Raw genomic sequence first — 22,722 nt, forward strand, 5'->3', positions numbered from 1 at the left:
GCTGAGAGCGGCAAGCCCTCGCTCTGGGAAGGACCCCCTTCGCGTCACTCCACGCGGAGGGGGTCCAAGGCGGTGCCCGTCGCGTAGAAGTTGCCGAGCAGGATGGCACCGTCCAGCGTCAGACGCACGTCACCGGCTTCGATTGTCGCAAAGGGCACGCGCGCGCCCCGTCGACCGCCGATGGTGACAATCGAACCGCCGTTCTCGAGATGCGGGGCGGCCAGACGCCAGTCCATCATGCCGCCGTGGGCGAGGAAGCGGACCGAGCCGGTGAAGGCATCCTCGATTGCGTCATCCGCGGGGAAGATCACCTCGTCGCCGTCGAGCCACGCTCCGTCGCCGGCCTCGACGGAGCCCTCCGACGAGCGCACGTACTCGTGCAGGCTCTTCTTGATCCCCCACCGCAGCGCGGCCATCAGCCCACCCGCCGATGCACTGACTGGTAGGTGAGGTAGGCGTGGAGACCCTCGATCCCGTATTCCACGCCGAGGCCCGAGTCGTGGCGGCCGCTGAAGGGGGCTGCATGGTTCGACGCGAAGAAGTTCACTCCGATCGAGCCGGTGTCGATACGCCGCGCGACCTCGAAGGCGCGATCCTCGTCAGCGCCGAACACGATCCCGCCGAGCCCGAAGGGTGTCGCGTTGGCGATCGCGACCGCATCATCGATGTCGCGCGCGGGAAGGATTGACAGGACGGGGCCGAAGATCTCCTCGCGGGCGATCCGCATGTCGGGGGCGACGTCGGCGAACACGGTCGGGGTGACGAAGAACCCCTCGGCGATCGCCGGATCGACGTCACCTCCGGTGACCGGTCGCGCTCCCTCGGCGATGCCACTGCGGATGTAGCCGCGCACGATGTCGCGCTGCGCTCGCGTCGCTGACGGGCCGAACACCGTGGCCGCATCCAGGGGATCTCCCTGGATCGCCTCGCCGATCGTGGTGGCGACGGCCTCCACGACCTCGTCGTAGTGCTCTGGGGTGACGATCAGGCGCGTGGAGATGTAGCAGGTCTGGCCCGTGTTGCGCATGCACGAGCGGATCAGGACCTTCCGCAGGTGGTCGAGGTCGGCATCCGGCAGAACCAGCGCCGCGGACTTCCCGCCGAGCTCAAGGGTCACGGGGCGCAGGAGTTCGCCGCAGGCAGCCGCGATACGTCGGCCCACCGGGGTGGACCCGGTGAACGCGACCTTGTCGACATCCGGATGCCGCACCAGCTGATCCCCGACCTGGCCGTCTCCGGTGACGAGGTTGATGACCCCGTCAGGGATGCCGGCCTCGACCGCGGCGTCGAGCACGAAGCGGATCGACAGGGGAGTGGGGGAAGCGGGCTTGATGACGACGGTGCAGCCCGCGATCAATGCCGGCGCGAGCTTGATGACCACGAGGTTGATGGGGAAGTTCCACGGAGCGATCAGCGCACAGACCCCCACCGGGTCGCGACGGACGGTCGTCGCTTGCGTGGGGTCCAGCGGCGCGATGCGGACGTCGTCCTCTTCCAGCACGGTGGACAGCCCCGCGAAGTAGCGGATGATGCCCGCAGCGTTGGCGGCAGCTCCTGCCGTCTCGGAGATCGGCGAGCCGTTCTCGAGTGTGCTCGTCACCGACAGTGGCTGGGCTCGCTGTTCCAGAGCGTCGGCCCAGCGCCGCATCCGCTCGGCGCGCTCGTGGGGAGGGATGGCCGCCCAGGCCGGGAAGGCCGCACGGGCCGCGGCGACGGCGCCGTCGACATCCTGCGCCGACGCCTTCGGCACCGATGCCCAGGTCTCCCCGGTCGCCGGGTCCACTACCTTGTCGACGCCGTCGCTGACCGCGGCGCGGCGATAGTGGCCGCCGATGAACAGGTCGTCGACGTGCTGATAGGGGAGGGCCTCGGCGGCGGCGCGGTGGCCCGCCAGCAGCGTCGTGGCCGAAGTGGCTCCGAGGGTTTCGGGCATCGTCAGTGCTCTTCTCTCACAGCAGATCGATCTTCAGCAGCTCGATCGTGCGACCCATCTCGGCTTCGGCCATCCGGCGCCCCGAGGCGGTGATGAGCTCATCGAGGACAACCGCCTCAAGGTTCTCGACGATCTCGCGCGGGGTCATCCCGAACCACTCCGCCGAGAACGCCGTGCCCGTGGGGGTGAAGCGCCACAGGCGGTCGGCATCGCGCACTATCGCATCCTCGAGGGAGTGGTGGTCCAGACGGGTGTCATGACCATCGATGATGTCGGTGACCTGGGTGATGAACGCGGTGTCGAAGCCCAGTCCGGGAAGGAGCTCGCGGGCGATGTTGCAGCCTTCGATCTCGTGCTGGATGCGGGCATCGGACTGCCGCCAGTTCGCCGAGCGGAACCCCTCGGTGATCATCTTCTCGGCATCCACTCGAGCCCAGCCTGTGTCGTGCAGCAGGATCGCGACCCGCGTCACCAGCTCGTCAGCCTGGGGGTAGTCATCCAGCAGCAGCTCGGCGAAGTAGAACGACAGAGGAATGTGGATGTCGTTCCGCCGCGCCCGCATGTACGGCTCGGCCGCGCGCCACAGATCGTCAAGATTCGTGTAGTGACGCTGCGGTGTCTGACCGTTGCCGACGGTCTGCACCGAGTCGAAGGTGTTCACGAAGCGGCTCATGGTGCCTCCGCCGTGGCCAGCAGCGGCTCGGTGATCGACTGCTTGAGGGGGATGTCGGTGTCGGCGGCTGCCTCGGGACTGATCGTGTGCCCCTTGCCGAGGGCACCGCGGATCGCGAGGAACTCGGCGGGCTGGTTGATGCAGTCCGCCGCGATGAGCTGACCGCTTCGGTAGTACAAGACGGCAAAGCGCTCGTCCTCGGGTCGCCCCCGCACGACGACCTGGTCGTACCCGGTGCTCAGCCCCGCAATCTGCAGCTTGAGATCGGCCTGATCCGACCAGAACCAGGGCACCGAGCGATACGTGAGGCGCTCCCCGAGCAGGCTCGCGGCGGCGATCTTGGCCTGCTCGAGAGCGTTGTTCACACTCTCGATACGGGTGGGGCCGGGGATGCCGAGAGCATAGGGGTTGGGCATCACCGTGCAGTCACCCGCGGCCACGGTGCGGCCGTCCGAGGCCAGCGCGTGCTCGTCGACCAGGATGCCGCCCTCCACCGCAAGCCCGAGCTGCACAGCAAGTTCGGTACGCGCGATCACGCCGATCCCGATGACGACGAGGTCTGCGGGCACCGCAGTACCGTCGGCGAGTTCCACTGCGACGACCCGCGAACGGCGGCCGGCAGCATCCGCCACCCCGCCGATGATGCGCCGAAGCTCTGCCCCCAGCACGACAGCGGTGCCGCGCCGCTGGTGGGCGGCGAGATAGAAGGCGCTCGTCTGTTCCGACACGACCCGGCCGACCAGGCGGGGCGCTGCCTCCAGCACCGTGACCTCTTTGTCCATGCTGCGGGCCACGGCGGCAATCTCGAGTCCGATGAAGCCCCCGCCGATGACGACGACGCGACGGTTCGCGGGATCGTGCAGGGCAGCCTCCAGCGCGAAGGCATCCTCCGCGTCACGGAGGTAGTGCACGCCGTGAAAGTCGGTGCCGGGAATCGTGAGGCGGCGCACCGAGGAGCCGGTGGCCAGGGCAAGACGATCGAAGCGCAGTCGCCGCCCGCCCTGCGTGGTCGCCTCACCAGGGCCCTGCGTACCGCGATGGATCGTCACGACCCGGTCGCCGCTGATGAGCTCGATGTTCTGACTGTCGAACCACTCGCGGGTGCGCAAGATCACATCCCCGGGCACGAGCTCACTCTTGAGCCATTTCTTCGACAGCGGCGGGCGCTGGTAGGGGCGGTGCGGTTCTTCGCCGACGAGGATGATCGGGTCGGTGTCACCGAGCTCACGCATCGTCGCGGCGATCTGGACGCCGGCTTGGGAGGCTCCGACGATCAGTGTGGTGCCCATGTCAGATCTGCGCTTTCGGGGTGCGGACGCGGTAGTCGACGCCCTCCTGCAGCTTGATCTGGCAGGACAGGCGTGACGTTGCTTCACGGTCCACGGCGGTGCCATCGAGCATGTCGTCTTCGAGAGGACCTGAGGGGCCACCTACCAGGGCGAAGGTCTCGGGTTCGACGAACACGTGGCAGGTGGCGCACGAGAGGCTGCCACCGCACTCGCCGACGATCCCCCTGACGCCGTTGCGCACGGCGGTCTCCATGATCGAGTCGCCGGGGCGACCCTGGATGGTCGTCTCGGTGCCGTCATCGGCGATGTAGACCACACTGCTCACGAGTACTCCTTGTCAGATGAACTGCTTGCCGCCATCGACGACGATCGTTTGACCGGTGATGTAGGCAGCGTCGGGGGAAGTCAGAAAGAGGGCAGCTCCCACGATGTCCTCGGGCACGCTGGCGCGCTTGATCGCGCGGGCCGCGACACCGTAGGTCTCGGCATCCTCGATCTGCGCGAGGGATGCCTCGGTGAGGGTGAATCCGGGAGCGATGACATTCGCGGTGATGCCCAGGCCCCCGACCTCACGGGCCAGGGTGCGGGTCATCCCGATCACAGCGCCCTTGGAGGCGACGTAGTGCATCCACTGCGGGGAACCGCTGAACACCGTCGCCGAGGCGATGTTGACGATCGATCCACCCTCGCTCATGCGGGTGACAGCGGATGCCGAGCACAACCACGTGCCCTTCACATTGACTGCCATGACCTTGTCCCACTCGTCGGGGTCGATCTCGGCGAAGGGAGCGCGGTGGATCGTCGCATAGATCGCCGCGTTGTTGATCAGGGCGTGAATCGCGCCGAACCGCTCGAGGGCGGCATCCATCAGGGCATCTGTGGAGCCACGGTCGGTGACGTCGGTGCGCACGGCCAGCGCGCCGACGCCGAGTTCCTCCACGAGGGCAGCTGTCTCCGCCGCGCCAGCCTCGTTGACATCCGCGATGACCACATTCGCCCCGCGCCCGGCAAAGCCGAGGGCGAAAGCCCTCCCGAGCCCCGTGGCGGCGCCGGTGACCACGACAGTGCGGCCAGTGTGTGTGTTGCTCATTGGTCGAACTCCCGGGGCGTGGTCTGGGTCCATTGCGGGCTCTCGGTCATGCACTCCCACGACAAGAACGCGCGGGACATGGCTTTGGCTTCGGGGTTGAAGAGGTCATCGACGGCCCGGGAGGCGTTGAGAATGGCCGACTCCTCACGGGTCAGTCCGAATCGGGGGACGGCGACGTCGATGCCGTGCGGGGAGACCCGCCACACCTTGTCGGCATCCTTCACGACCGAGTCGTTGAGGCTGATCGCGGTGAGCCGGGTGTCGTGTCCGTCGATGATCGCGACGACCTCGTCGATCACCTCCGGAGAGTGCCCGAGCGGCTCCAGCACTTCCCGGGCGATCCGGGCGCCTTCCTTCTCGTGCTGGATGACGATGTGGTGCAGGCTGCCGTCGCGGTCGGGGGCTATCGCGTTGAAAGCGACGACCTCGTCGACTGTGGACCATCCGGTGTCGTGCAGGATGATCGCTGGCAGCACGACGTCGGGGTCGGCGTCCGGGATCATCTCGCACAGTGCGCGGGCGATGCCATACGACACCAGGGTGTGGGCGTCATTGTCGCGGGTGCGCAGAAAAGGCAGGGCGGCGTTCCACACCGCGTCATCCCGCTCCCGCATCACGATCATGCCCTTGGTGGCCTCGAGCGCAGGGATATGCGCCGAGACGTTGCGTCCGAGCAGATTGACGGGGGAGCGGGATGTGCGCGTCATGGTGAACTGCCTCTCGGATCCTCAGTCGAGGATCGTGACCTTGCCCTGGTTTCCGTCGACCCGCAGGCGCATGCCGGTCGTGATGGTAGTGGATGCCTTGCCGGTACCGGTGACGGCGGGCACGCCGTACTCGCGGCAGACGATCGCCGCGTGGCTCATCATGCCGCCGATGTCGGTCACGGTGGCGGCGATCTTGCCGAACACCGGCCCCCAGCTGGGGGCGGTGACGGGAGCCACGAGGATCTCACCCTGTTGCAGTTCACCCAGCTGCGAGGCGTTGATGATCACGCGCGCGGGGCCTTCCACGACGCCACCCGAGGCTGCCATACCGCTGAGGACTCCCTCTTCGGCGTCATCCGAGCCCAGCCACTGCTGCACCTGCTCGGTCGTGATGCCCCACAGCATGACGGTGAACGGCTCGCTGATCTGGGCGGGGGGAGTGTTGAATGCCGGCTGCGGACGATCTTGCTCGAGAGCGGCGATGATCGCGCGGCGACGCTCGATCTCTTTCGGCCAGTAGGTGGGACCGATCGGCTCGGTGCCGACGGCCCAGGCGCTGGCGTAGTCGAAGAGCACGGGACGCACCTCGTCGCGGCTGAGGTAAAGGATGTCGTTCGGCTGCGGCCAGAACCCCTGCTCGTGCAGCATGTTCGACAGTTGGCGGACCTTGCGCCAGAAGACCCCCATCGTCCAGTGCTCGATGTAGAAGTTGTGGTCTTCTACGTAGGGGTAGACGGTGCGGGCAAGACCCAGCTTGCCCTCGAACGTGGCGCGGGCCTCGTCATCGAGCACCGAGGCGTACTCTTCGGCGATGCGGTCGCGCTCGGCGATCAGCTCGTCCTTCGGGCGCCCCAGCGTCTCGCCCGCAGCCACGCGCACGACGTAGTCGCGGATGTAGCCCATCGGGATGTCCAGGTCGTCGCGCCAGTACTTGTCATCGCCGTAGAAGCCGTTACCCGAGGTGTAGTTGAACCACGGGTGCTGCGCAGCCTCCCACGCCTGGATCCACTCCGCACCGCGGGGGGCGTCGCGAAGGGCTGCGAGGGTAGTCTCGGCGTTGCCGTCACCGCGGATGAAGGCATCCTGCAGGCCGAGTTCCACCGCCAGCGTCGAGAGCTTCTTCAACTCGTCGTCGGGACGGAACAGCACGGAGTCGACACCGGCGACCAGCTTCGCGATCGCCAGGTCGGGGATGCCGGGGAAGGCCTCCTTGCAGAACTGGAACAGGTCGAGGTAGGCCACGTAGCCGAGGTTCAGGAACTCCATGTGGTGCTCCCAGTTGCGGTACGCCAGGGCGATGAGCTTGTCGTAGGCCTCGAACAGGTCCACGGACGGGTCGTAGCCGACGCCCTCGGTGATCGTCTCCATCGGCACCATCTCGGGTAGCGGCGTGAACTCGATGGCCTCGATCGCCTTGATGTTGTCGGTGACCTTGGTGTGCCAGTTCTCCAGCAGCGACTCCCAGTTCTGGAAGTAGTAACCGGCGCGCTCGAGGAAATGCGGCACACGGGCGGCGATCTGCTCGGGCGGAACCGGTACGGGGCTGAAGTAGTTGTAGCCGTTGTGGATGCGGTAGTCGATACCGTTGGCAGGCGGAACCAGGTAGTGCCGGGTGTTGTAGGCGCCGAGGTTTCGGCTGGCGAACTCGACCATGGTCACCTCGAACGGCTTGAACACGTTCGGCCAGTGCTGGCTGTCGCAGAACCAGAAGCGGCCCTCCTCCTGTTCGCGCAGCTCCTCGCGGAAGACGAGGTTGTAGGGGTACAGCGACTCCCACCCCTCGGAGCCGGCGGGGGCCTTCAGCTCATAAGGAGAGGGGAAGGACTTGGTTTGCATCGCGGTGTCGGACATTGCATCTCCTTCGATACGTCCGTGACGCGCTCGGCAGAGCTGCGTCGTTTCGGGTAGTGGGTGTGGTGGGTGATGGTGCGACGGGGCGGGAGTCAGCGGATGCCGAGGCTCGAGAGCATCGATGTCGCGATCGCTGAGATGCCCGACCCCTTGGAGGTGATGGTGATGGTGTTGGTATTCGACTTGGGCGACCAGATTGTCTCGGGACGCGCCTGCAGGAGCAGAACGTTGTCTCCGTCAGGAAGGTCGGCATCGATCGCCCACTCGATGTCCTGCGGACGTCCGTAGTGCTTCTCTGCTGCCTTCGCGAGCCTCGCAACCGCCATCAGTTCGTCATCGCTGAGGCTCGGTGCCTCGACCCGCTCGGCAGCGACAGCGCGTCGAACGATTCCGCCTCGGCCATTGGGCACCAGCTCCTCGCCTTTGAAGCTGATCGCGCGTGTCACGACGGTCATCATGACCTTGTCGAGTAGGAAGTTGTCGGGTGTAACCTCGCCCGAGACGACCATCTCGCCGAGGCCCCAGCTGGACTCCACGACGATCTTGGTGCGGTCGCCGGTCTGGGGGTCGAGCGTCATGGCGACCCCGGATGAGCGGGAGTTCACCATCTTCTGCACCGCCACGGCCATCGACAGTCCCTCATCGGGAATGGCGTTGCTGAGGCGATAGGTGATGGCACGTGCCGTGTAGAGGCTTGCCCAACACTCGCGTACTTTGTGCAGGGCGTTGTTCTCGCCGACGATCCAGAGGTACGTGTCTTGCTGCCCGGCGAAGCTCGCGTCGGGCAGGTCTTCCGCCGTGGCGCTGGAGCGCACCGCGACGGCGACCTCGCCGCCGCACCGCGCCATCAGGGCGCGATACGCGCCGACGACTTCGTCGCGGACGTCATCGGGGATCTCCTGGGTGAGGATGAGCTCCCTGACGTGGTCGGCGCGCCGCTCGACGTCCGCAACATCGGCGACATCGTGGACGTCGAGACCGGCGAGGATCTCGCGGATGCGGGTGCGAAGACCCGTCTCGTCCATGACCTTGTCGAAAGCATCAGTCGTGACAGCGAATCCGGGTGGGACAGGCATGCCGGCGGAGGTCATGATTGCCAGGCTGTTGCACTTACCGCCGAGGCGCTCGATCGTCGGAGTCTCGACCGAGTCGAACGCGAAGGTGTACGTCTGGGATGTGTAGGCGCTCATGACGGTCAGCTCCAAAGGACGGGGACGGAGTCGGGGACGCGGAAGGACAAGTTGTCTCCGAAGGTGATCTGTGCGTCCGGAACAAGACGCAGGTTCGGAAGCCGCCGCGCGATCTCTTCGACGGCGATCTTCGTTTGCAGCTTTCCGAGCATGTTGCCGATGCAGTAGTGGATGCCGTACCCGAACGACAGATGGGCGCGGGCATTGCTGCGGGTGATGTCGAAAGTGTCGGGGTCGGGGAAGACGGCGGGGTCGCGGTTCGCGGCGCCCATCAGCAGCAGAACCTTGGACCCGGCGGGGATCGGAACTCCCGCGACCTCGCCATCCCTCTCTGCATGGCGGCGCCAAGCCACGATGCTGCCGCTGACGCGCAGGACTTCGTCGATGGCGCCCGGGATGAGCTCGGGATCCTCGGCCACATGGGCGAACTCGTCGTTGGCGAGAAGTTCGCGCACCGTGTTGGAGATCAGTGTGGTCGTGGTCTCGTGTCCAGCAAAGAGCAGGCTGTAGAGGAAAGAGGCGATCTCGTGATCGGTGATCTCGTCCCCTTCGGCCTGGAAGCGCACGAGGTCGGACACGAGATTGTCGCCCGGGGTGGTCTTGGCATCGGCGACCAGCTGGCGGCAGAAACGCCAGTACGCGACGAGGTTCTCGGCGTGCGGGACCTGCTCGTCGTCGGTCAGGTCGCTCCAGGTGATCGCCGTGCGTGAGCTCGCCCACGCCTTGACGGTCTCGATCATGTCGACGGGAACGCCGATGAGGGTGAAGATCGTGATGGTGGGCAGGTCCCACGCGATGTCGGTGAGGATGTCTCCCGGCTCGCCCTTGGCGATCATCCGGTCGATGAGCACGTTGACGTTCTCGCGGATGAAGGGCTCGAGCACCTTGTAGCGCCGCGGCGTGAAGGCCTTGGTCGCGATCGCGCGGATGCGGGTGTGATCCGGGGGGATCCGCGCTGACAGTCCGGAGTAGGCGGTGAAGTCGCCCTCGGCAAGAACCTTCTTCGCTGCCTCGCCGAGGGGGCGCACGGGCTGCTGCGCGTTTGCTGACGAGAACGTCTCCCAGTTGTCGAAGACGCTCTTGACGTCGTCGTAGCGGGACACGACCCAGTAGCCGATCCGGTCGTCGTAGAAGACGGGGGCCTGCTCGCGGAGGGCTTTCCACGAGGCGAAGGGGTCGGTGAGCTTGAACGGTTCGAACCCGTGGTAGTCCGGCGCTGCAATCGGTGCAGTGATGCTCATGCTGTTCCTCCTCGAACGAGTGCCTCGACTCTTCAACGAGGATCGGCGGCGTGCAACCGGGATTTCTCACCGCCTGAGAAACGATCCGGCGCGGGAGGCGGAACCCGGCGCATCACGGCGCCGGCGCTCCCTCCCCGCATCGCCCGGCTGATCTTGTCGGCGGTCCCCTTGACTGCCGGGCGGAGACGTTCGATCTCCCCGGCCTGGCTGATATCGAAGACCAGCGCTACCGAGGCGACTGTCTCTTCCTCGTAGACGATCGGTGCTGCCAACGAGATCGCGCCCAGGCGCATCTGCTCGTAGGTGACCGACATCCCCTCACGCCTCACGGTGTGGATGATCTCGGCGAGCTCTATTGGATCGGTCACGGTGCTCGGGGTGGGGCTCTCGAGCTCCCGAGCAAGGTACGCATCGACGAACCAGTCAGGTTGCGCCGCCAACAGCACACGCCCGACCGCGGTGGCGTGCAGCGGCAGGCGCCCGCCGATGCGCGAGACGATAGGGAGCTTGCGGGAGTTGTAGACCTTGTCGATGTACAGCGAGTACAGCCCGTCACGGATCGCCAGATGCACGTTCTCGTGAGTGAGGTCGAACAGATCCTGCAAGAACGGATGCGCGCGGTCGCGCAGCCGCCTTCCGGCCTGTTGCCCCAGTGACCACAGCCGAAAGCCGATCTGGTATCGACCGTCCGAGCCCTTGCGTAACGCCCCCCACCCCTCCAGCGAGGCGACGATCCGGTAGGTCGTCGAGACCGGGAGTTCTGCCCGCTGGGCGATCCCGGCCACCGTGAGAGAGCCGGTCGTGCCCTCGAAGGCAGCGAGGACGGCGAGGACGCGCTCGATGACGCCGTGGGGTCCGTGTTTGTCGTCGTCCGCGGTCATCCTCGCTCCTTCATGCCACTCACCGGGCTGCGGCCACCTCGACAAGCGCGGGGTCGGGCTTGCGGATCTCGGCGTGTGGGTCGAGCCCGAGGTCTGCGGCGATCTGGTGCCAGGCATTGAGCGAGCTGCCTCGCCCGATGCCCGATCCGGAATGGACATTGGACGAGCAGTTGTACAGGTTCGGCAAGATCGTGCGGTAGCCGGCGAGCTCGGGGATCGGGCGGAACCGACCCAGCTGGCTGGCCAGGTGTGCGCCCTCGACGTACCCTCCCTCGACCATGTCGGGGTGGGTGGAGTTCACCCGCGGCGGCAGGAACCACTCGATCGCGGCGATGTTGTCCGCTGTCATGTTCTTGGCGTAGCGGGGCCACTGCGCGCGGATGCGGGTGTCGAATTCTTTCTCGAGCGCGGCCCATCCCTGATCGTCGAAGAACCGGATGGGCGCCGTGAACTCTTCGATCCCGGTGATGTGCTGGCCCTGCGGGGCACGGGTGGTGTCCCACTGCGAGTCCGTACTCGAGAGCATCAGCATCCGCGGCGAGATTCCCTCCGAGAAGATGTGGGCCTGGTAGCGGGTGGCGAACCAGTCGGGGTCTTTGGGCCCCCAGTACAGTCGCGGCTGGACGCCGGCCTCGGCCACTCCCGTGGTGCCGGCGTAGTCGGGAGCCTCGTAGCTGACGACGTTGGCCCACACGAGCTGACCGCGGTCGTAGACGACGTTGCGGAGGCGATGGCGAATGCGTTCGGCCACCTCGCCGTGACGCAGAAGCTGGAGCACGGTCTGGGGAAGCCCGAGATCAGAGACGACGATCCCCGCGCCCACGAAAGATCCGTCGGCAAGGCGGATGCCGGTGGCCTTGCCGTTCTCTTGCACGATCTCATCCACGCGCACACCCGTGAAGTACTGCACCCCCCGCAGGGTTCCTGCCTTCACGAGGGCGGAGGTGATGGCTCCGGTGCCGCCGATCGCAATCGCTGCCGGCTCGAGCGAGAGGACGAGGGCCAGATTGTGGATGAAGCCCTGGAGCCCCGGCACGTCATCCGGATAGCACCCGGTCGAGGTGACTCCGGCCCGCATGAACAGGGTCCGCAGCTCATCGGATTCGAACATGTCGTAGGCCAACTGGCGCATCGTCATGAACTGGTGCACGGGCTCGATGAGCGAGCCCGGCTGGTCCAGGAGCTCTTCGAGCGGGTCGGGCGTGCCCCAGGGGGTGGGTGGCGTGAACCGCTGGCGCCCGAAAGCGCTCTTGATGTGTGCCGAATACGCCTCGTGGACGCGCAGGTAGGTGTCGGCATCCCGAGAACTGAATGCCCGGATGTTGGCCTCGGTGCGCGCCACTCCCTCGTCCCACGCCTCGGCGCGGCCCGTGCTGTCGACCACGCGCGCCGCCGAATACCCGATGAACACCGAGCCGTCGTCGTAGACCATGGCCTCGTTGCCCTCGGGAAAGACGTAGCTCAGGCCAAGCTCGCCCAGCCCGAAGTCCTTATAGGCAGGATGCCCATAGAAGCGTGTCCAGTGGGCGCAGGGGTTCTGCGTCACCCCCGCGGTGGGGCCGGGCATGCTCTGTGCGCCGCCGCCGAGGTGCGAGCGCGCCTCGAAGACGGCGACGCTGAGGCCCGCACGCGCCAAATACGGCGCGATGATCGTTGCGTGGTGTCCGCCGCCGATAATGACGGCGTCAAAGTGATCGGTCACGTTTCATCCTTGAAGTCGCGATCTGGTTCGTCCCTGGTGGGGCGATCACCGTAAACCGATCGCGTGTGCCGTGACCACGGCGCTTCTCATCATATGAGAACGCCGGTTGCCCCCACCAGGGCCTCCCCGCACGATGGTGCCTCAACCAGAAGGAGGGCGACGTGGCCCACGAATCTGCCCCGAGCTGGCAGCAGCTGCTCGACCTGGTCGCGACCCTGGACGGTGGCGACTACGACACTGTCGCGATCACGTGGGGCGATGTGTCGGTACAGCTTTCTCGCACTGGGCCGATCGCGCCGGCGGGCTCCCCGCTCTCCGCCGGCCCAGCCCCAGCCCCCGCCCAGGCAACCCCCGCGCCCACCTCGCAGGACACGCAGGCAGCGTTCGAGCCGGCCGCTGCGTCGACTAACGCGACAGTCGGTGCACCGATCACGGCTCCCATGCTGGGGGTCTTCTATCGCCGGCCCGCTCCGGGGGCAGCTCCGTTCGTGGAGCCGGGGGACGAGGTCCAGGCCGACACCACCATCGGGATCATCGAGATCATGAAGCTCATGAACCCGGTCGTGGCAGGCGCCGCCGGCACGATCGCGGCGTTCGAGGCGCAAGATGGCGCGCAGGTGCAGTTCGGTCAGGTCCTCGCGCGGTTCGAGGCGTGAGCTGTGAGCACTGACCGGCCCGTCGTTCTTGTCGCCAACCGCGGCGAGATCGCCGCGCGCATCGTCGCCGCAGCGCAGCGGATCGGGGCAGAGGCGGTGCTGGCTGCCAGCGCTGCTGACACGCAGTCCCTCGCGGCCCGCGCTGCCGACCGCGTCCTGGTCATCGGCCCCGCTCCGTCGGCGCAGAGCTACCTTCGCCCCGAACTCATCGCCCAGGCCGCTGTCCACGCCGGCGCCGATGTGGTCCACCCTGGTTACGGCTTTCTCAGCGAACAACCGCGGCTGTGTGAGCTTCTCGAGGAAGAGGGGATCGCCTTTGCCGGCCCCCGTCCCGAGACCCTGCGCGCTGTCGGCGACAAGGGCAGCGCGCGGGCCGTCGCGGTGGCAGCCGGGGTCCCCGTCTCTCAGGGCCGGGTCATCACCGATGTGCACGATGTCGCAGCTCTCGGCGCCGAAGTGGGCTATCCGCTCATGGTCAAGGCCATTCACGGGGGCGGGGGGCGCGGCATCCGCCTTGCCACCACCGAAGCCGAACTCGTCGCCCTTGCTCCCCAGGCCGCGCAGGAAGCTGCGGCAGCCTTCGGTAACGGCGACCTCTATATGGAGCGCTACTACGGGTCTGCCAGGCACGTCGAGGTGCAAGTCTTCGGCGACGGCGAGGGGGGCGCGCTGATCTTCGGCGACCGCGACTGCTCTGTGCAGCGCCGCCATCAAAAGCTCATCGAGGAATGCCCGGCTCCCGGCTTGTCGGCCGAGCGTCGCCGCGTGCTGCACGACGCCTCGCGCGCGCTCGTGGAGGCGCTGCGCTACCGGGGTGCCGGCACAGTGGAGTTTCTCGTCGACACGCTCAGCGACGACGTCGTCTTTCTCGAAGTCAACGCTCGCATCCAGGTGGAGCACCCGGTCACCGAGGAAGCCTTCGGCGTCGACCTCGTCGCAGCGCAGCTCCTGCTGGCGCTGGGGCTGCCCACCGGGTTGCCGGTGCCCCCCGCAGTGCCGCCGGCTGTCGCGATCGAGGTGCGTATCAACGCCGAGGACCCCGCCGCCGACTTCCGACCCAACGCGGGGCGGATCGGCCAGGTGCGGTGGCCCCGTGGCCCCGGCATCCGGATCGATACCCAGATCGAGTCCGGGTTCGAGTTTCCGCCCTACTACGACAGCCTCGCCGCCAAGCTCATCGTGCGTGCCCATGACCGCGCCGCCGCGGTCGATGGCGCGGTCGCCGCGGTGCGCAACACGCGCGTGGCGGGCCTGACTACCACGCTCCCCATGCTCGAGGCGGTCCTTGCCCACGAGGACTTCAGGGCGGGGCCCGTGCCGACCACCTGGTTCGGGCAGGAGTGGGAGAGCATGAGGGAGAAGATCGGATGACGCAGCATCCGCGTGCCGCGCACTTGAGTCAGCTCGGCGGGCACCGCACCCGCGGGCCCGTGCGCATCGTCGACACCTCTTTGCGCGACGGCAACCAGAGCCTGTGGGGAGCCACCGGCATCACGACGGGCATGGCCGAAGCTGCGGCTGTCGATCTGGCACAGATGAACCTCGCCGCGATCGATTTCACCAGCTCCACGCACCTGTCGATGGGGGTGAAGTTTCACCACGAGAACCCCTGGGAGCGGCTGGACCGGGTCAGCGGGGCAGCCCCCGACACCCTGTTGTCGGCGATCACGACAGGGATGCGCTTCATGTCGTGGGAGAAGGCCAGCGAGCCGGTGATGCGCCTTGCCCTGCGGATGATGGCCACCCACGGGGTGCGGCGCCTGCACATTGCCGAGCCGATGAACGACCGGGACGCCACCATCCGGGTCGCGCAATGGGCCAAGGACGAAGGCTTCACGCAGATCGTCGCCGGTGTCGTCTTCACCGAGAGCCCGGTGCACACCGATGAGCGCTACCTCGCTAATGCGGCTGCCTACCAGGCCGAGCCGGCGATCGACCACGTGTACCTCAAGGACCCCGGCGGCTTGCTCACCGTCGAGCGCGTGCGAGAGCTCGTGCCGCAGCTGCGGGAGGTCGTGCACAAGCCCCTCGAGCTGCACAGCCACACCACCACGGGGGCGGCATCCCAGCTGTATGTCACCGCCGCAGCTCTGGATGTCGATGTGCTGCACACGGGTCTTGGGCCTCTCTCCAACGGCACCGCCCAGCCAAGCCTGGAGCACCTGCTGACCAACCTCGACGCTGTCGGGATCGAGGTGGATGTCGACCGGGATGCCGCGGCCCGGGCCGCGCAGACGCTGTGGGCGATTGCGCGCTCGCAGGGCCTGGCGGCCGGGGCTCCGAGCGAGTTCGATCTCGGGGCGCACGTCCACCAGGTCCCGGGAGGAATGATGGGGACCCTGCGACGCCAACTCGGTGAGATCGGGATGGCCGATCGGCTTCCCCGAGTGCTGGAGGAGTGCGTGCGGGTGCGCGCCGACCTCGGGTACCCGATCATGGTGACGCCCTTCAGCCAGTTCGTGGGTAGCCAAGCGCTCATGAACGTGCTGGCCGAAGAGAGCGGGCAAGACCGCTATAGCCGCATCCCCGATGAGGTCGTGCGTTTCGTCCTCGGCCACTTCGGCACTCCCGAGGGGCAGATCGACCCCGACGTCCAGACGCGCGTGCGGGATCTTCCCCGCGCGGCCGAACTCGACAGGCCCGTCCCCGAGCCGTCGCTTGACGAGCTGCGGATGCTGCACTCCGAGAGACTCGGCCGTGAGCTGTCTGACGAAGACCTGCTGCTGGCCATCGTGCTGCCCGCCGAGCAGCTCGATCCGATGTATGCCGCGGGTCCCGCACCGCGCTGGGTACCAGCATCCGCGGGGCCACCGCCGACAGATGTCGCCTCGTTCATCGCCGCTGCGCACACCCTGCCCCGGTGGAGGTCTTTGCGTATCGCGTTCGGCGAGACCCGCATCGCCCTGGACCGTCCCGCACAGGAGGAGCGATGACATCCGAGATTCTTTCCCGCCTCGCCGCCGTCGAGGGTGTCATGTTCGATGTCGACGGATGCCTGGTGATCTCTGACGGACCCGCAGGCCAAGAAGGCTCAGCCCTCCCGGGGGCTGCCGAACTGATCGCGCAGATGCGGGCATCCGGGCGCCGGGTGTGCGTCTTCACGAACGGCACAGCGCAGCCACCCGCCGAGATCGCCGCGCACCTGCGTCATCTGGGGCTCGGCGTCGCCGACGAGGAGGTACTCACCCCAGCTGTGGCCGCGGCCCGTACCCTGCGCGAGCGCTACGGCCAGCAACCCGTGCTCGCTTACGGCGGTGGCGGGGTGGTGCCGGTGCTGCGGGCTCACGGGATTAACCTCATCGACCCTGATGAGCACCGCTCGGGCGCAGCATCCGGAGCCGTCGCCGTGCTAGTGGGATGGGACACCGAGTTCACCAAGCCCAAGCTCCAGTTCGCCGCGGAGGCGATCCTCGCCGGTGCCACGCTGTACTGCACCTCGGATGCTCCGGCCTTCGCGAGCAAGGACCGGCTGAACGTCGGACTGTCGGGCTTCATCGTGGCAGGACTTTCGCACGTGACCGGGCAACCCTGGACGGTGCTGGGAAAGCCGTCGGCGTTTGCGCTCGAGACCGTGTGCTGGGCACTGGGAACGACCACCGAGAGCACTCTTGTGCTCGGAGATGACCTCTACCTCGAAGCCAGCATGGCCCGTCGTGGCGGGGCGGTAGCGGGCATCGTCCTCACCGGGATGACCACCCGCGAGCGCCTCGCCGACATCCCGGGCGACGAGATGCCCGAGATCGTGGTCGAGTCGATGACCGAGCTCGCGGCCTTGTTCACGGATGCCGACGAGCTGCGGATGCCGGTCTCAACCGGTCTCAAGCGATGACGGACTCTGGCCAGCGCGCCCCCGCGCACGAGGTGCTCTACCGCCCCTCGACTGCTGCTCGCGATGGATCGGTGATCGCAGAGTACCTGCGCTGGCTCGCTGCCGAACGTGGACTGCGCTTCGACGATGTCCAGTCACTTCATGCGTGGTCGGTCGACGAGCTCGAGGCTTTCTGGCAGAGCGTGTGGGACTTCTTCGGGGTTCGTGCATCCGCCCCTGCGCGCTCGGTTCTTTCGGGCGGGCCGATGCCGGACGTCTCGTGGTTCGAGGGTGCCGAGCTCAACTACGCCGAGCACTGCCTGCGCCACGATGTCGATGCGCTCGCGATCTTCGCAACCTCACAGACGCGCGAGGACGTCTCGCTGAGCTTCGGCGACCTTGCCGAGCAGGTCCGGCGGGTGCGGGCGGGGCTGCACCGACTCGGCGTCGGACCTGGCGATCGGGTCGTGGCGTACCTTCCCAACATCCCCGAGACCGTGGTGGCGTTCCTTGCGACCGCGAGCCTCGGAGCGATCTGGGCCAGCTGTGCTCCCGAGTTCGGAGCCCGGGCAGTTCTCGACCGCTTCGGTCAGCTCGATCCCGACATCCTGCTGGTTGTCGGTGGCTATCGTTTCGGTGACAAACCGATCGACAAGTCGGCCGACGTCGCTGCGATCCGTGCGGGGCTGCCGACGGTCAGGAAGACGATCGGCGTGCCATACGGTGACTTTGCCGTCGATGCAGACATGGCGTGGGACGAGATCGCGGCGCCCGCGGACGATCCGCTCACCTTCGCGCCAGTGCCGTTCGCGCATCCGCTGTTTGTGTTGTTCTCGTCGGGTACGACAGGGGCACCCAAGCCGATCGTCCACGGGCATGGCGGCATCCTGCTCGAGCACCTGAAGACTCTCGGGCTGCACTGGGACCTGCGGGCGGGCGATCGACTGATGTGGTTCAGCACGACGGCCTGGATGATGTGGAACACCCTCGTCTCGACCCTGTTGCACGGCGCCGCCGCGGTGCTGATCGACGGAAACCCCCTCTATCCCGACCTCGACGCGCAGTGGCGCCTCGCCGCCCAGACCCGGGCAACGCTGGTCGGTGCGAGCCCGGGACTTATCAGCGCGTCGCGGACGGCGGGACTTTCCCCTGCCCACGATCACGATCTCTCGTCCGTGCGGCAGATCGGCGTAGCCGGCAGCCCGCTTGCGGCCGAAGGATTCGTGTGGATTCACGAGCAGTTCGGTGACGATGTCGTCTTGAACGTCGGCAGCGGAGGCACCGACGTCTGTTCCGCGATCGTGCAGGGCTCGCCGCTGCACGACGTGTGGCTCGGGGAGATCAGCGGCGCCTCGCTCGGTGTGGACGCCGTGGCCTTCGACGCCCACGGAGAGGTCATCATCGACGACCTCGGCGAGCTCGTCATCCGTCGCCCCATGCCATCGATGCCGGTCGGCTTCTGGGGGGACGCTGACGGCAGTCGTTATCGCGACGCGTACTTCGATGTCTACCCCGGGGTCTGGCGGCACGGGGACTGGGTGCGGTTCGCGCCGAGCGGCAGCTGCGTCATTGCCGGCCGATCGGACGCGACACTCAACCGGGGCGGCGTGCGTCTCGGGACTGCGGAATTCTACCGTGTCGTCGAGGAGCTGCCTGATGTGACTGACAGCCTGGTCGTGCACCTGGAGGACCCCGACGGGGGGCCGGGTGTGCTCGTCCTTTTCGTCGTTCCCGCGACCGAGGACTGGGACCAGGAGCAGGGCGCACATCAGATCACTGGCACTCTGCGCGCGGCGCTCACCCCCCGACACGTGCCCGATCACATCGCGGTGGTCTCCGCCATTCCGCACACCAGGACGGGAAAGAAGCTCGAGGTTCCAGTGAAACGCGTGATGCAGGGGAGTGACCCTGTCGAACTGGCGGCGCTGTCGTCGCTGGATGACTCTCACGCCCTCGAACCGTTCGCCCGCTTCGCCCGCGAGCGTGGCCTGCTGGCGTAGCAGCCGGGAGGCACTCCAGAAGTGTCGACGTATGCCCTGCGGGACGTACGGGCCTCCGTAGACTGGCGCGCACCGTCGACCAGAAACGAGACGATGAGCATCCCGAACCCGTCTGAGCACTCGTCGCCGCTGGCGCACCGGCCGTGGCTTGCCGCCTACGCCGACGGTGTGCCCGCGGACATCGACCCGGTCGACCAAACGCTCGTCGACATGCTTTCGGCATCCGTCGACCGATACCGCAAGGACGTGGCCCTCGAGTTCTTCGGCAGAACGACGACGTATGGCGAGCTGGGCGAGCAGGTCGAGCGCGTCGCGAACGGACTCCGTAAGCAGGGGGTCGTCGCGGGTGACCGGGTCGCGCTCGTGTTGCCGAACTGCCCGCAGCACGTCGTGGCGTTCTACGCGATCCTGCGCCTGGGCGCCATCGTCGTGGAGCACAACCCGCTGTACACGGCTCGGGAACTGCGGCACCAGTTCGAGGTGCACGGTGCGGTCGCCGCAATCGTGTGGGATAAGGTCGCCGACACGATCGCTGAGATGCCCTCAGACGTCAGGCCGCGAACGATCGTGTCGGTACGGATGCCAGACGCGCTGCCCCTGGGCAAGCGTCTCGCTCTGCAGCTCCCGGTCCCCGCAGCGCGGGAGACCCGCACCGCGATGACGGCAAAGCCGACCGCGAAGAAGCTCGTGGCGTGGAAGACGCTGACGGCTGCCCGTCCTCTTGCGAGGAAGACCGCGAAGCCGACGCTCGATGACATTGCGCTGCTGCAGCTGACCAGCGGTACGACCGGAACCCCGAAGGCCGCGATCCTCTCGCACCGCAATCTGCGCTCGAACGCCGCGCAGGGTCGCGCGTGGGTGCCGGGTCTGAAGGAAGGCGCCGAGACCTTCTACGCGGTGCTTCCCCTCTTCCACGCCTACGGCCTCACGCTGTGCCTCACCTTCGCCGTCTCGATCGGCGCACGCATCGTGCTGTTCCCTCGGTTTGACGTCGACGCAGTGGTGGCCGCGGCGAAGCACTCGCCGCCGACGTTCTTGCCTGCCGTCCCGCCGGTCTACGATGCCCTGGCGCGGGCTGCTGCCCATCGCCGGATCGACCTGCGCAGCATCCGGTTCGCGATCTCGGGGGCGATGAGCCTGCCGATTCCGACAGTCACGCGGTGGGAGGAGGCCAGCGAAGGCCTCCTCGTCGAGGGGTACGGCATGACCGAGTCCTCTCCTGTTGCCCTCGGAAATCCCATCGGTCCGACGCGGCGCCCCGGGACGGTCGGGGTTCCGTTTCCGAGCACCGAGATTCGCGTGGTCGACCCCGACAATCCGGGCATCGATCGTGCGGTCGGTGAGGCCGGGGAACTGCTCATCCGGGGACCCCAGGTCTTTCAGGGCTACTGGGAGCGTCCCGAAGAGACAGCCGCAGCCCTGCTTCCGGGCCGCTGGCTGCGCACGGGCGACATCGTGACCGTCGCCGAGGACGGCTTCGTCACGGTGATCGATCGCGTGAAGGAGCTCATCATCACGGGCGGCTACAACGTCAGCCCGAGTGAGGTCGAGCAGGTGCTTGTGTTGCATCCGGATGTCGATGCCGCAGCCGTCGTCGGCATCCCGCGTTCCTCGGGTGGCGAGGATGTCGTGGCAGCCGTCGTGCTGCGCGAGGGCGCGCACTTCGACTCCACGGGACTGCGGGACTTCTCGCGTCAGCATCTCGCTGGCTATAAGGTACCCAAGCGCATCGTCGAGGTTCCCGATCTGCCACGATCGCAGATCGGGAAGGTCCTTCGTCGGTCGGTGCGTGAGAGTCTCACGAGGAGCTGAGGTCAGCGCCTGGCCCCTGTAACGCGGGGGAAACGGATCGCGCGTATCGTGACGCGCGACGCTCATGAAAGCGAAAGCCCGCACCCGGCGGGTGAGTGGAAAGCGTGAAGCGGCTCGAGAAGGAGTTGCTATGACATTCCAGGTTCCCCTCGTGGACATCACCGCGTACGTGACCGATGGCACGCCCGCGGCGAAGGCGGAGGTCGCTCGCAGCATTGACGACGCCTGCCGCACTGTCGGGTTCATCCAGATCACCGGTCACGGCATCCCGGATGCCGTGATCCGCGGCCTCACCGAAGCGATGGATGCCTTCTTCGCCCTCGACATGGAGGCCAAGAAGGCCTATCGAACCCCGCCGCAGATCAACCGCGGTTACAGTCCGCCGAAGTCCGAATCGCTAAGCCTCAGTCTCGGCGTCGAGCAGGCCAGCCGCATGAACGACTTCTTCGAGGCGTTCAACGTCGGGGCATCCGCTGCGACCTACCCGCACATGGCAGAACTCCCACAGCCCGACTACGCCGAGAACCTCTGGCCCGCCGTCGAGGGGTTCCAGACGCAGGTGGAAGCCTACTTCGACGAGGCTGCCCGCGTCGCCCGGGTCATGACCCGGATCTTCGCCGACGCACTGGGGCTGGACCCGGAGTTCTTCGCCTCCCGCACCGATCACTCGCTGGATGTCATGCGGATGAACAACTACGCGCTGCCGCCTGGGACCGATGTGACTCTCGACGGCGACCTCATCGGCATGGGCGAGCACACCGACTACGGGATCGTCACCATCCTCTGGGCCGATCAGGTGAAGGGCCTGCAGGTGCTCGGCGCGGATGGCTCCTGGAACGATGTCGCTCCAGCCGACGACGCCCTGCTGATCAACCTCGGCGACGTGACCGCCCGCTGGACGAACGAGCGGTGGATGTCGACGCTTCACCGTGTGAAGCCACCCGTGATCGACGGCACGATCGAGCGGCGCCGATCGGCTGCCTTCTTCCACGACGGGAACGTCGATGCCCTGATCGAGACGCTGCCCTCGTGCGTGGATGCCGAGCATCCCGATCTCTACGAGCCGGTCACCGTCGGCGAACATATCGCCGCGAAGCTTGCCGGGTCCCGCGCGGGTGTGCGCAACGAGGCGGCCGCGCGGGAGTCGGCGCGCGTGCTCGCGAGCCAGCGCTACTGAGGATGTGAGCGTTCGAGGCGCGCATCGAGACCGTCGAGCAGAAGCATCAGACCAAAGTCGAATCCCGACCCCTGGTCGGAGGCGTGAAGGTTCACGTGCTCGATGAGATGAGTGTGTCCGACCTGTTCGAGGTAGGCCAGGGCGGCGTCGCGTTGTTCACGCTCGGCGGCGGCATCCGTCGGCGCGAAATCGAGGGCCTGGATGACGTACCCCTGGATGTAGGCCTCGAGCACGTGATGGGCATGAAAGGCCTGTTCGGGTGTGAAACCAGCGCTGCGCAGGTGCCCGAGGGATGCGTCGATGTAGGTCATCCGTGCCGGACCACCGCTGGACGCACGAATCCGGTTGGCCCACGGGTGGCGCAGCAGCGTCGTGAACGCTGATCGGGCGGTGCGACGCACAGCCGTGCGCCAGTCGCGCGTGTCGCCGGTCAGGGTGACCTTGGCCCAGACGAGATCAACGATCCCGTCAATGACAGCTTGCTTCGATGGCAGGTGGTGGTAGATCGACATCGCCTCGACGCCGAGCCGGGCACCCAGTGCCCGCATGGTGAGCGATTCGAGCCCCTCGGCGTCGACGAGTTCCAGCGCCGCGGCGAGGATGCTGTCGCGGCTGAGCGGTCGTCGAGTCGCGTCGGGCTCCCCGTCGGATCTCGTCATGTGACGACCTTTCCGCACCTTGACGAACTTACGGTGTAAGACTAGCCTGGTCG

The 22,722-nt window shown here is 67.1% G+C and carries 20 protein-coding genes; 7 read left to right on the forward strand and 13 right to left on the reverse strand.

Features of this window, described 5'->3' with window-relative positions; translation table 11 throughout:
• Positions 1-44 precede the first annotated feature (44 nt).
• From ACQVDU_RS08880 to ACQVDU_RS08935, 12 genes are all read right to left on the reverse strand, one after another.
• Positions 45-416, reverse strand: coding sequence for an HtaA domain-containing protein (locus ACQVDU_RS08880; RefSeq protein ID WP_443476909.1), 372 nt, complete (start codon positions 414-416; stop codon positions 45-47).
• A complete protein-coding gene (locus tag ACQVDU_RS08885) occupies positions 416-1,933 on the reverse strand; it encodes an aldehyde dehydrogenase family protein (RefSeq protein ID WP_443476910.1) in 1,518 nt (505 codons plus the stop codon). Before ACQVDU_RS08885 ends, ACQVDU_RS08880 begins: the two co-directional genes overlap by 1 nt.
• 16 nt (positions 1,934-1,949) lie before the next feature.
• Positions 1,950-2,606, reverse strand: coding sequence for an HD domain-containing protein (locus ACQVDU_RS08890; RefSeq protein ID WP_443476911.1), 657 nt, complete (start codon positions 2,604-2,606; stop codon positions 1,950-1,952).
• On the reverse strand, positions 2,603-3,895 hold the full coding sequence (locus ACQVDU_RS08895) for an NAD(P)/FAD-dependent oxidoreductase (RefSeq protein WP_443476912.1): 1,293 nt from the start codon (positions 3,893-3,895) through the stop codon (positions 2,603-2,605). Before ACQVDU_RS08895 ends, ACQVDU_RS08890 begins: the two co-directional genes overlap by 4 nt.
• A 1-nt stretch (position 3,896) precedes the next feature.
• A complete protein-coding gene (locus ACQVDU_RS08900; RefSeq protein ID WP_443476913.1) occupies positions 3,897-4,220 on the reverse strand; it encodes a 2Fe-2S iron-sulfur cluster-binding protein in 324 nt (107 codons plus the stop codon).
• Positions 4,221-4,232: 12 nt separating this feature from the next.
• Complete coding sequence (locus tag ACQVDU_RS08905; protein ID WP_443476914.1) at positions 4,233-4,985, reverse strand: SDR family NAD(P)-dependent oxidoreductase; 753 nt, start codon at positions 4,983-4,985, stop codon at positions 4,233-4,235.
• On the reverse strand, positions 4,982-5,692 hold the full coding sequence (locus ACQVDU_RS08910; RefSeq protein WP_443476915.1) for an HD domain-containing protein: 711 nt from the start codon (positions 5,690-5,692) through the stop codon (positions 4,982-4,984). The genes ACQVDU_RS08905 and ACQVDU_RS08910 overlap by 4 nt, the downstream gene beginning before the upstream one ends.
• 21 nt (positions 5,693-5,713) lie before the next feature.
• Positions 5,714-7,543, reverse strand: coding sequence for a PEP-utilizing enzyme (locus ACQVDU_RS08915; protein WP_443476916.1), 1,830 nt, complete (start codon positions 7,541-7,543; stop codon positions 5,714-5,716).
• 92 nt (positions 7,544-7,635) lie between these two features.
• The gene (locus tag ACQVDU_RS08920; protein ID WP_292710927.1) at positions 7,636-8,733 is read right to left on the reverse strand and encodes a PEP/pyruvate-binding domain-containing protein; all 1,098 of its coding nucleotides are present in this window, start codon (positions 8,731-8,733) and stop codon (positions 7,636-7,638) included.
• A gap of 5 nt (positions 8,734-8,738) precedes the next feature.
• Complete coding sequence (locus ACQVDU_RS08925; protein WP_443476917.1) at positions 8,739-9,974, reverse strand: cytochrome P450; 1,236 nt, start codon at positions 9,972-9,974, stop codon at positions 8,739-8,741.
• A gap of 32 nt (positions 9,975-10,006) precedes the next feature.
• Positions 10,007-10,855 (reverse strand): IclR family transcriptional regulator, encoded by an 849-nt coding sequence (locus tag ACQVDU_RS08930; RefSeq protein ID WP_443476918.1) that lies wholly within the window; start codon positions 10,853-10,855, stop codon positions 10,007-10,009.
• Between the two features lie 19 nt (positions 10,856-10,874).
• The gene (locus tag ACQVDU_RS08935) at positions 10,875-12,557 is read right to left on the reverse strand and encodes a phytoene desaturase family protein (protein ID WP_443476919.1); all 1,683 of its coding nucleotides are present in this window, start codon (positions 12,555-12,557) and stop codon (positions 10,875-10,877) included.
• Positions 12,558-12,718: 161 nt separating this feature from the next.
• Between ACQVDU_RS08935 and ACQVDU_RS08940 the strand changes: the two genes are divergently transcribed.
• The 7 genes from ACQVDU_RS08940 (at position 12,719) to ACQVDU_RS08970 (ending at position 22,010) form a co-directional block, all read left to right on the forward strand.
• Positions 12,719-13,213, forward strand: a complete 495-nt coding sequence (locus tag ACQVDU_RS08940; protein WP_443476920.1) for an acetyl-CoA carboxylase biotin carboxyl carrier protein — start codon at positions 12,719-12,721, stop codon at positions 13,211-13,213.
• 3 nt (positions 13,214-13,216) lie between these two features.
• Positions 13,217-14,584 carry an ATP-binding protein gene (locus ACQVDU_RS08945; RefSeq protein ID WP_443476921.1) on the forward strand — a complete coding sequence of 456 codons (1,368 nt, stop codon included), beginning with the start codon at positions 13,217-13,219 and terminating at the stop codon, positions 14,582-14,584.
• On the forward strand, positions 14,581-16,146 hold the full coding sequence (locus ACQVDU_RS08950) for a pyruvate/oxaloacetate carboxyltransferase (protein ID WP_443476922.1): 1,566 nt from the start codon (positions 14,581-14,583) through the stop codon (positions 16,144-16,146). Before ACQVDU_RS08945 ends, ACQVDU_RS08950 begins: the two co-directional genes overlap by 4 nt.
• Positions 16,143-17,042, forward strand: coding sequence for an HAD-IIA family hydrolase (locus ACQVDU_RS08955; RefSeq protein ID WP_443476923.1), 900 nt, complete (start codon positions 16,143-16,145; stop codon positions 17,040-17,042). The genes ACQVDU_RS08950 and ACQVDU_RS08955 overlap by 4 nt, the downstream gene beginning before the upstream one ends.
• Positions 17,039-19,021: an acetoacetate--CoA ligase gene (locus tag ACQVDU_RS08960; RefSeq protein ID WP_443476924.1), complete on the forward strand. Its 1,983-nt coding sequence runs from the start codon at positions 17,039-17,041 to the stop codon at positions 19,019-19,021. The genes ACQVDU_RS08955 and ACQVDU_RS08960 overlap by 4 nt, the downstream gene beginning before the upstream one ends.
• A gap of 93 nt (positions 19,022-19,114) precedes the next feature.
• On the forward strand, positions 19,115-20,833 hold the full coding sequence (locus ACQVDU_RS08965; RefSeq protein ID WP_443476925.1) for a long-chain-fatty-acid--CoA ligase: 1,719 nt from the start codon (positions 19,115-19,117) through the stop codon (positions 20,831-20,833).
• 130 nt (positions 20,834-20,963) lie between these two features.
• Positions 20,964-22,010 (forward strand): isopenicillin N synthase family dioxygenase, encoded by a 1,047-nt coding sequence (locus tag ACQVDU_RS08970; protein ID WP_443476926.1) that lies wholly within the window; start codon positions 20,964-20,966, stop codon positions 22,008-22,010.
• On the opposite strand, the gene ACQVDU_RS08975 is transcribed toward ACQVDU_RS08970, so the two are convergent.
• Positions 22,004-22,669, reverse strand: coding sequence for a TetR/AcrR family transcriptional regulator C-terminal domain-containing protein (locus tag ACQVDU_RS08975; RefSeq protein WP_331792221.1), 666 nt, complete (start codon positions 22,667-22,669; stop codon positions 22,004-22,006). The genes ACQVDU_RS08970 and ACQVDU_RS08975 overlap by 7 nt on opposite strands.
• Positions 22,670-22,722 lie beyond the last annotated feature (53 nt).

It is taken from the genome of Microbacterium sp. F2 (assembly GCF_052274505.1).
GTDB lineage: Bacteria > Actinomycetota > Actinomycetes > Actinomycetales > Microbacteriaceae > Microbacterium.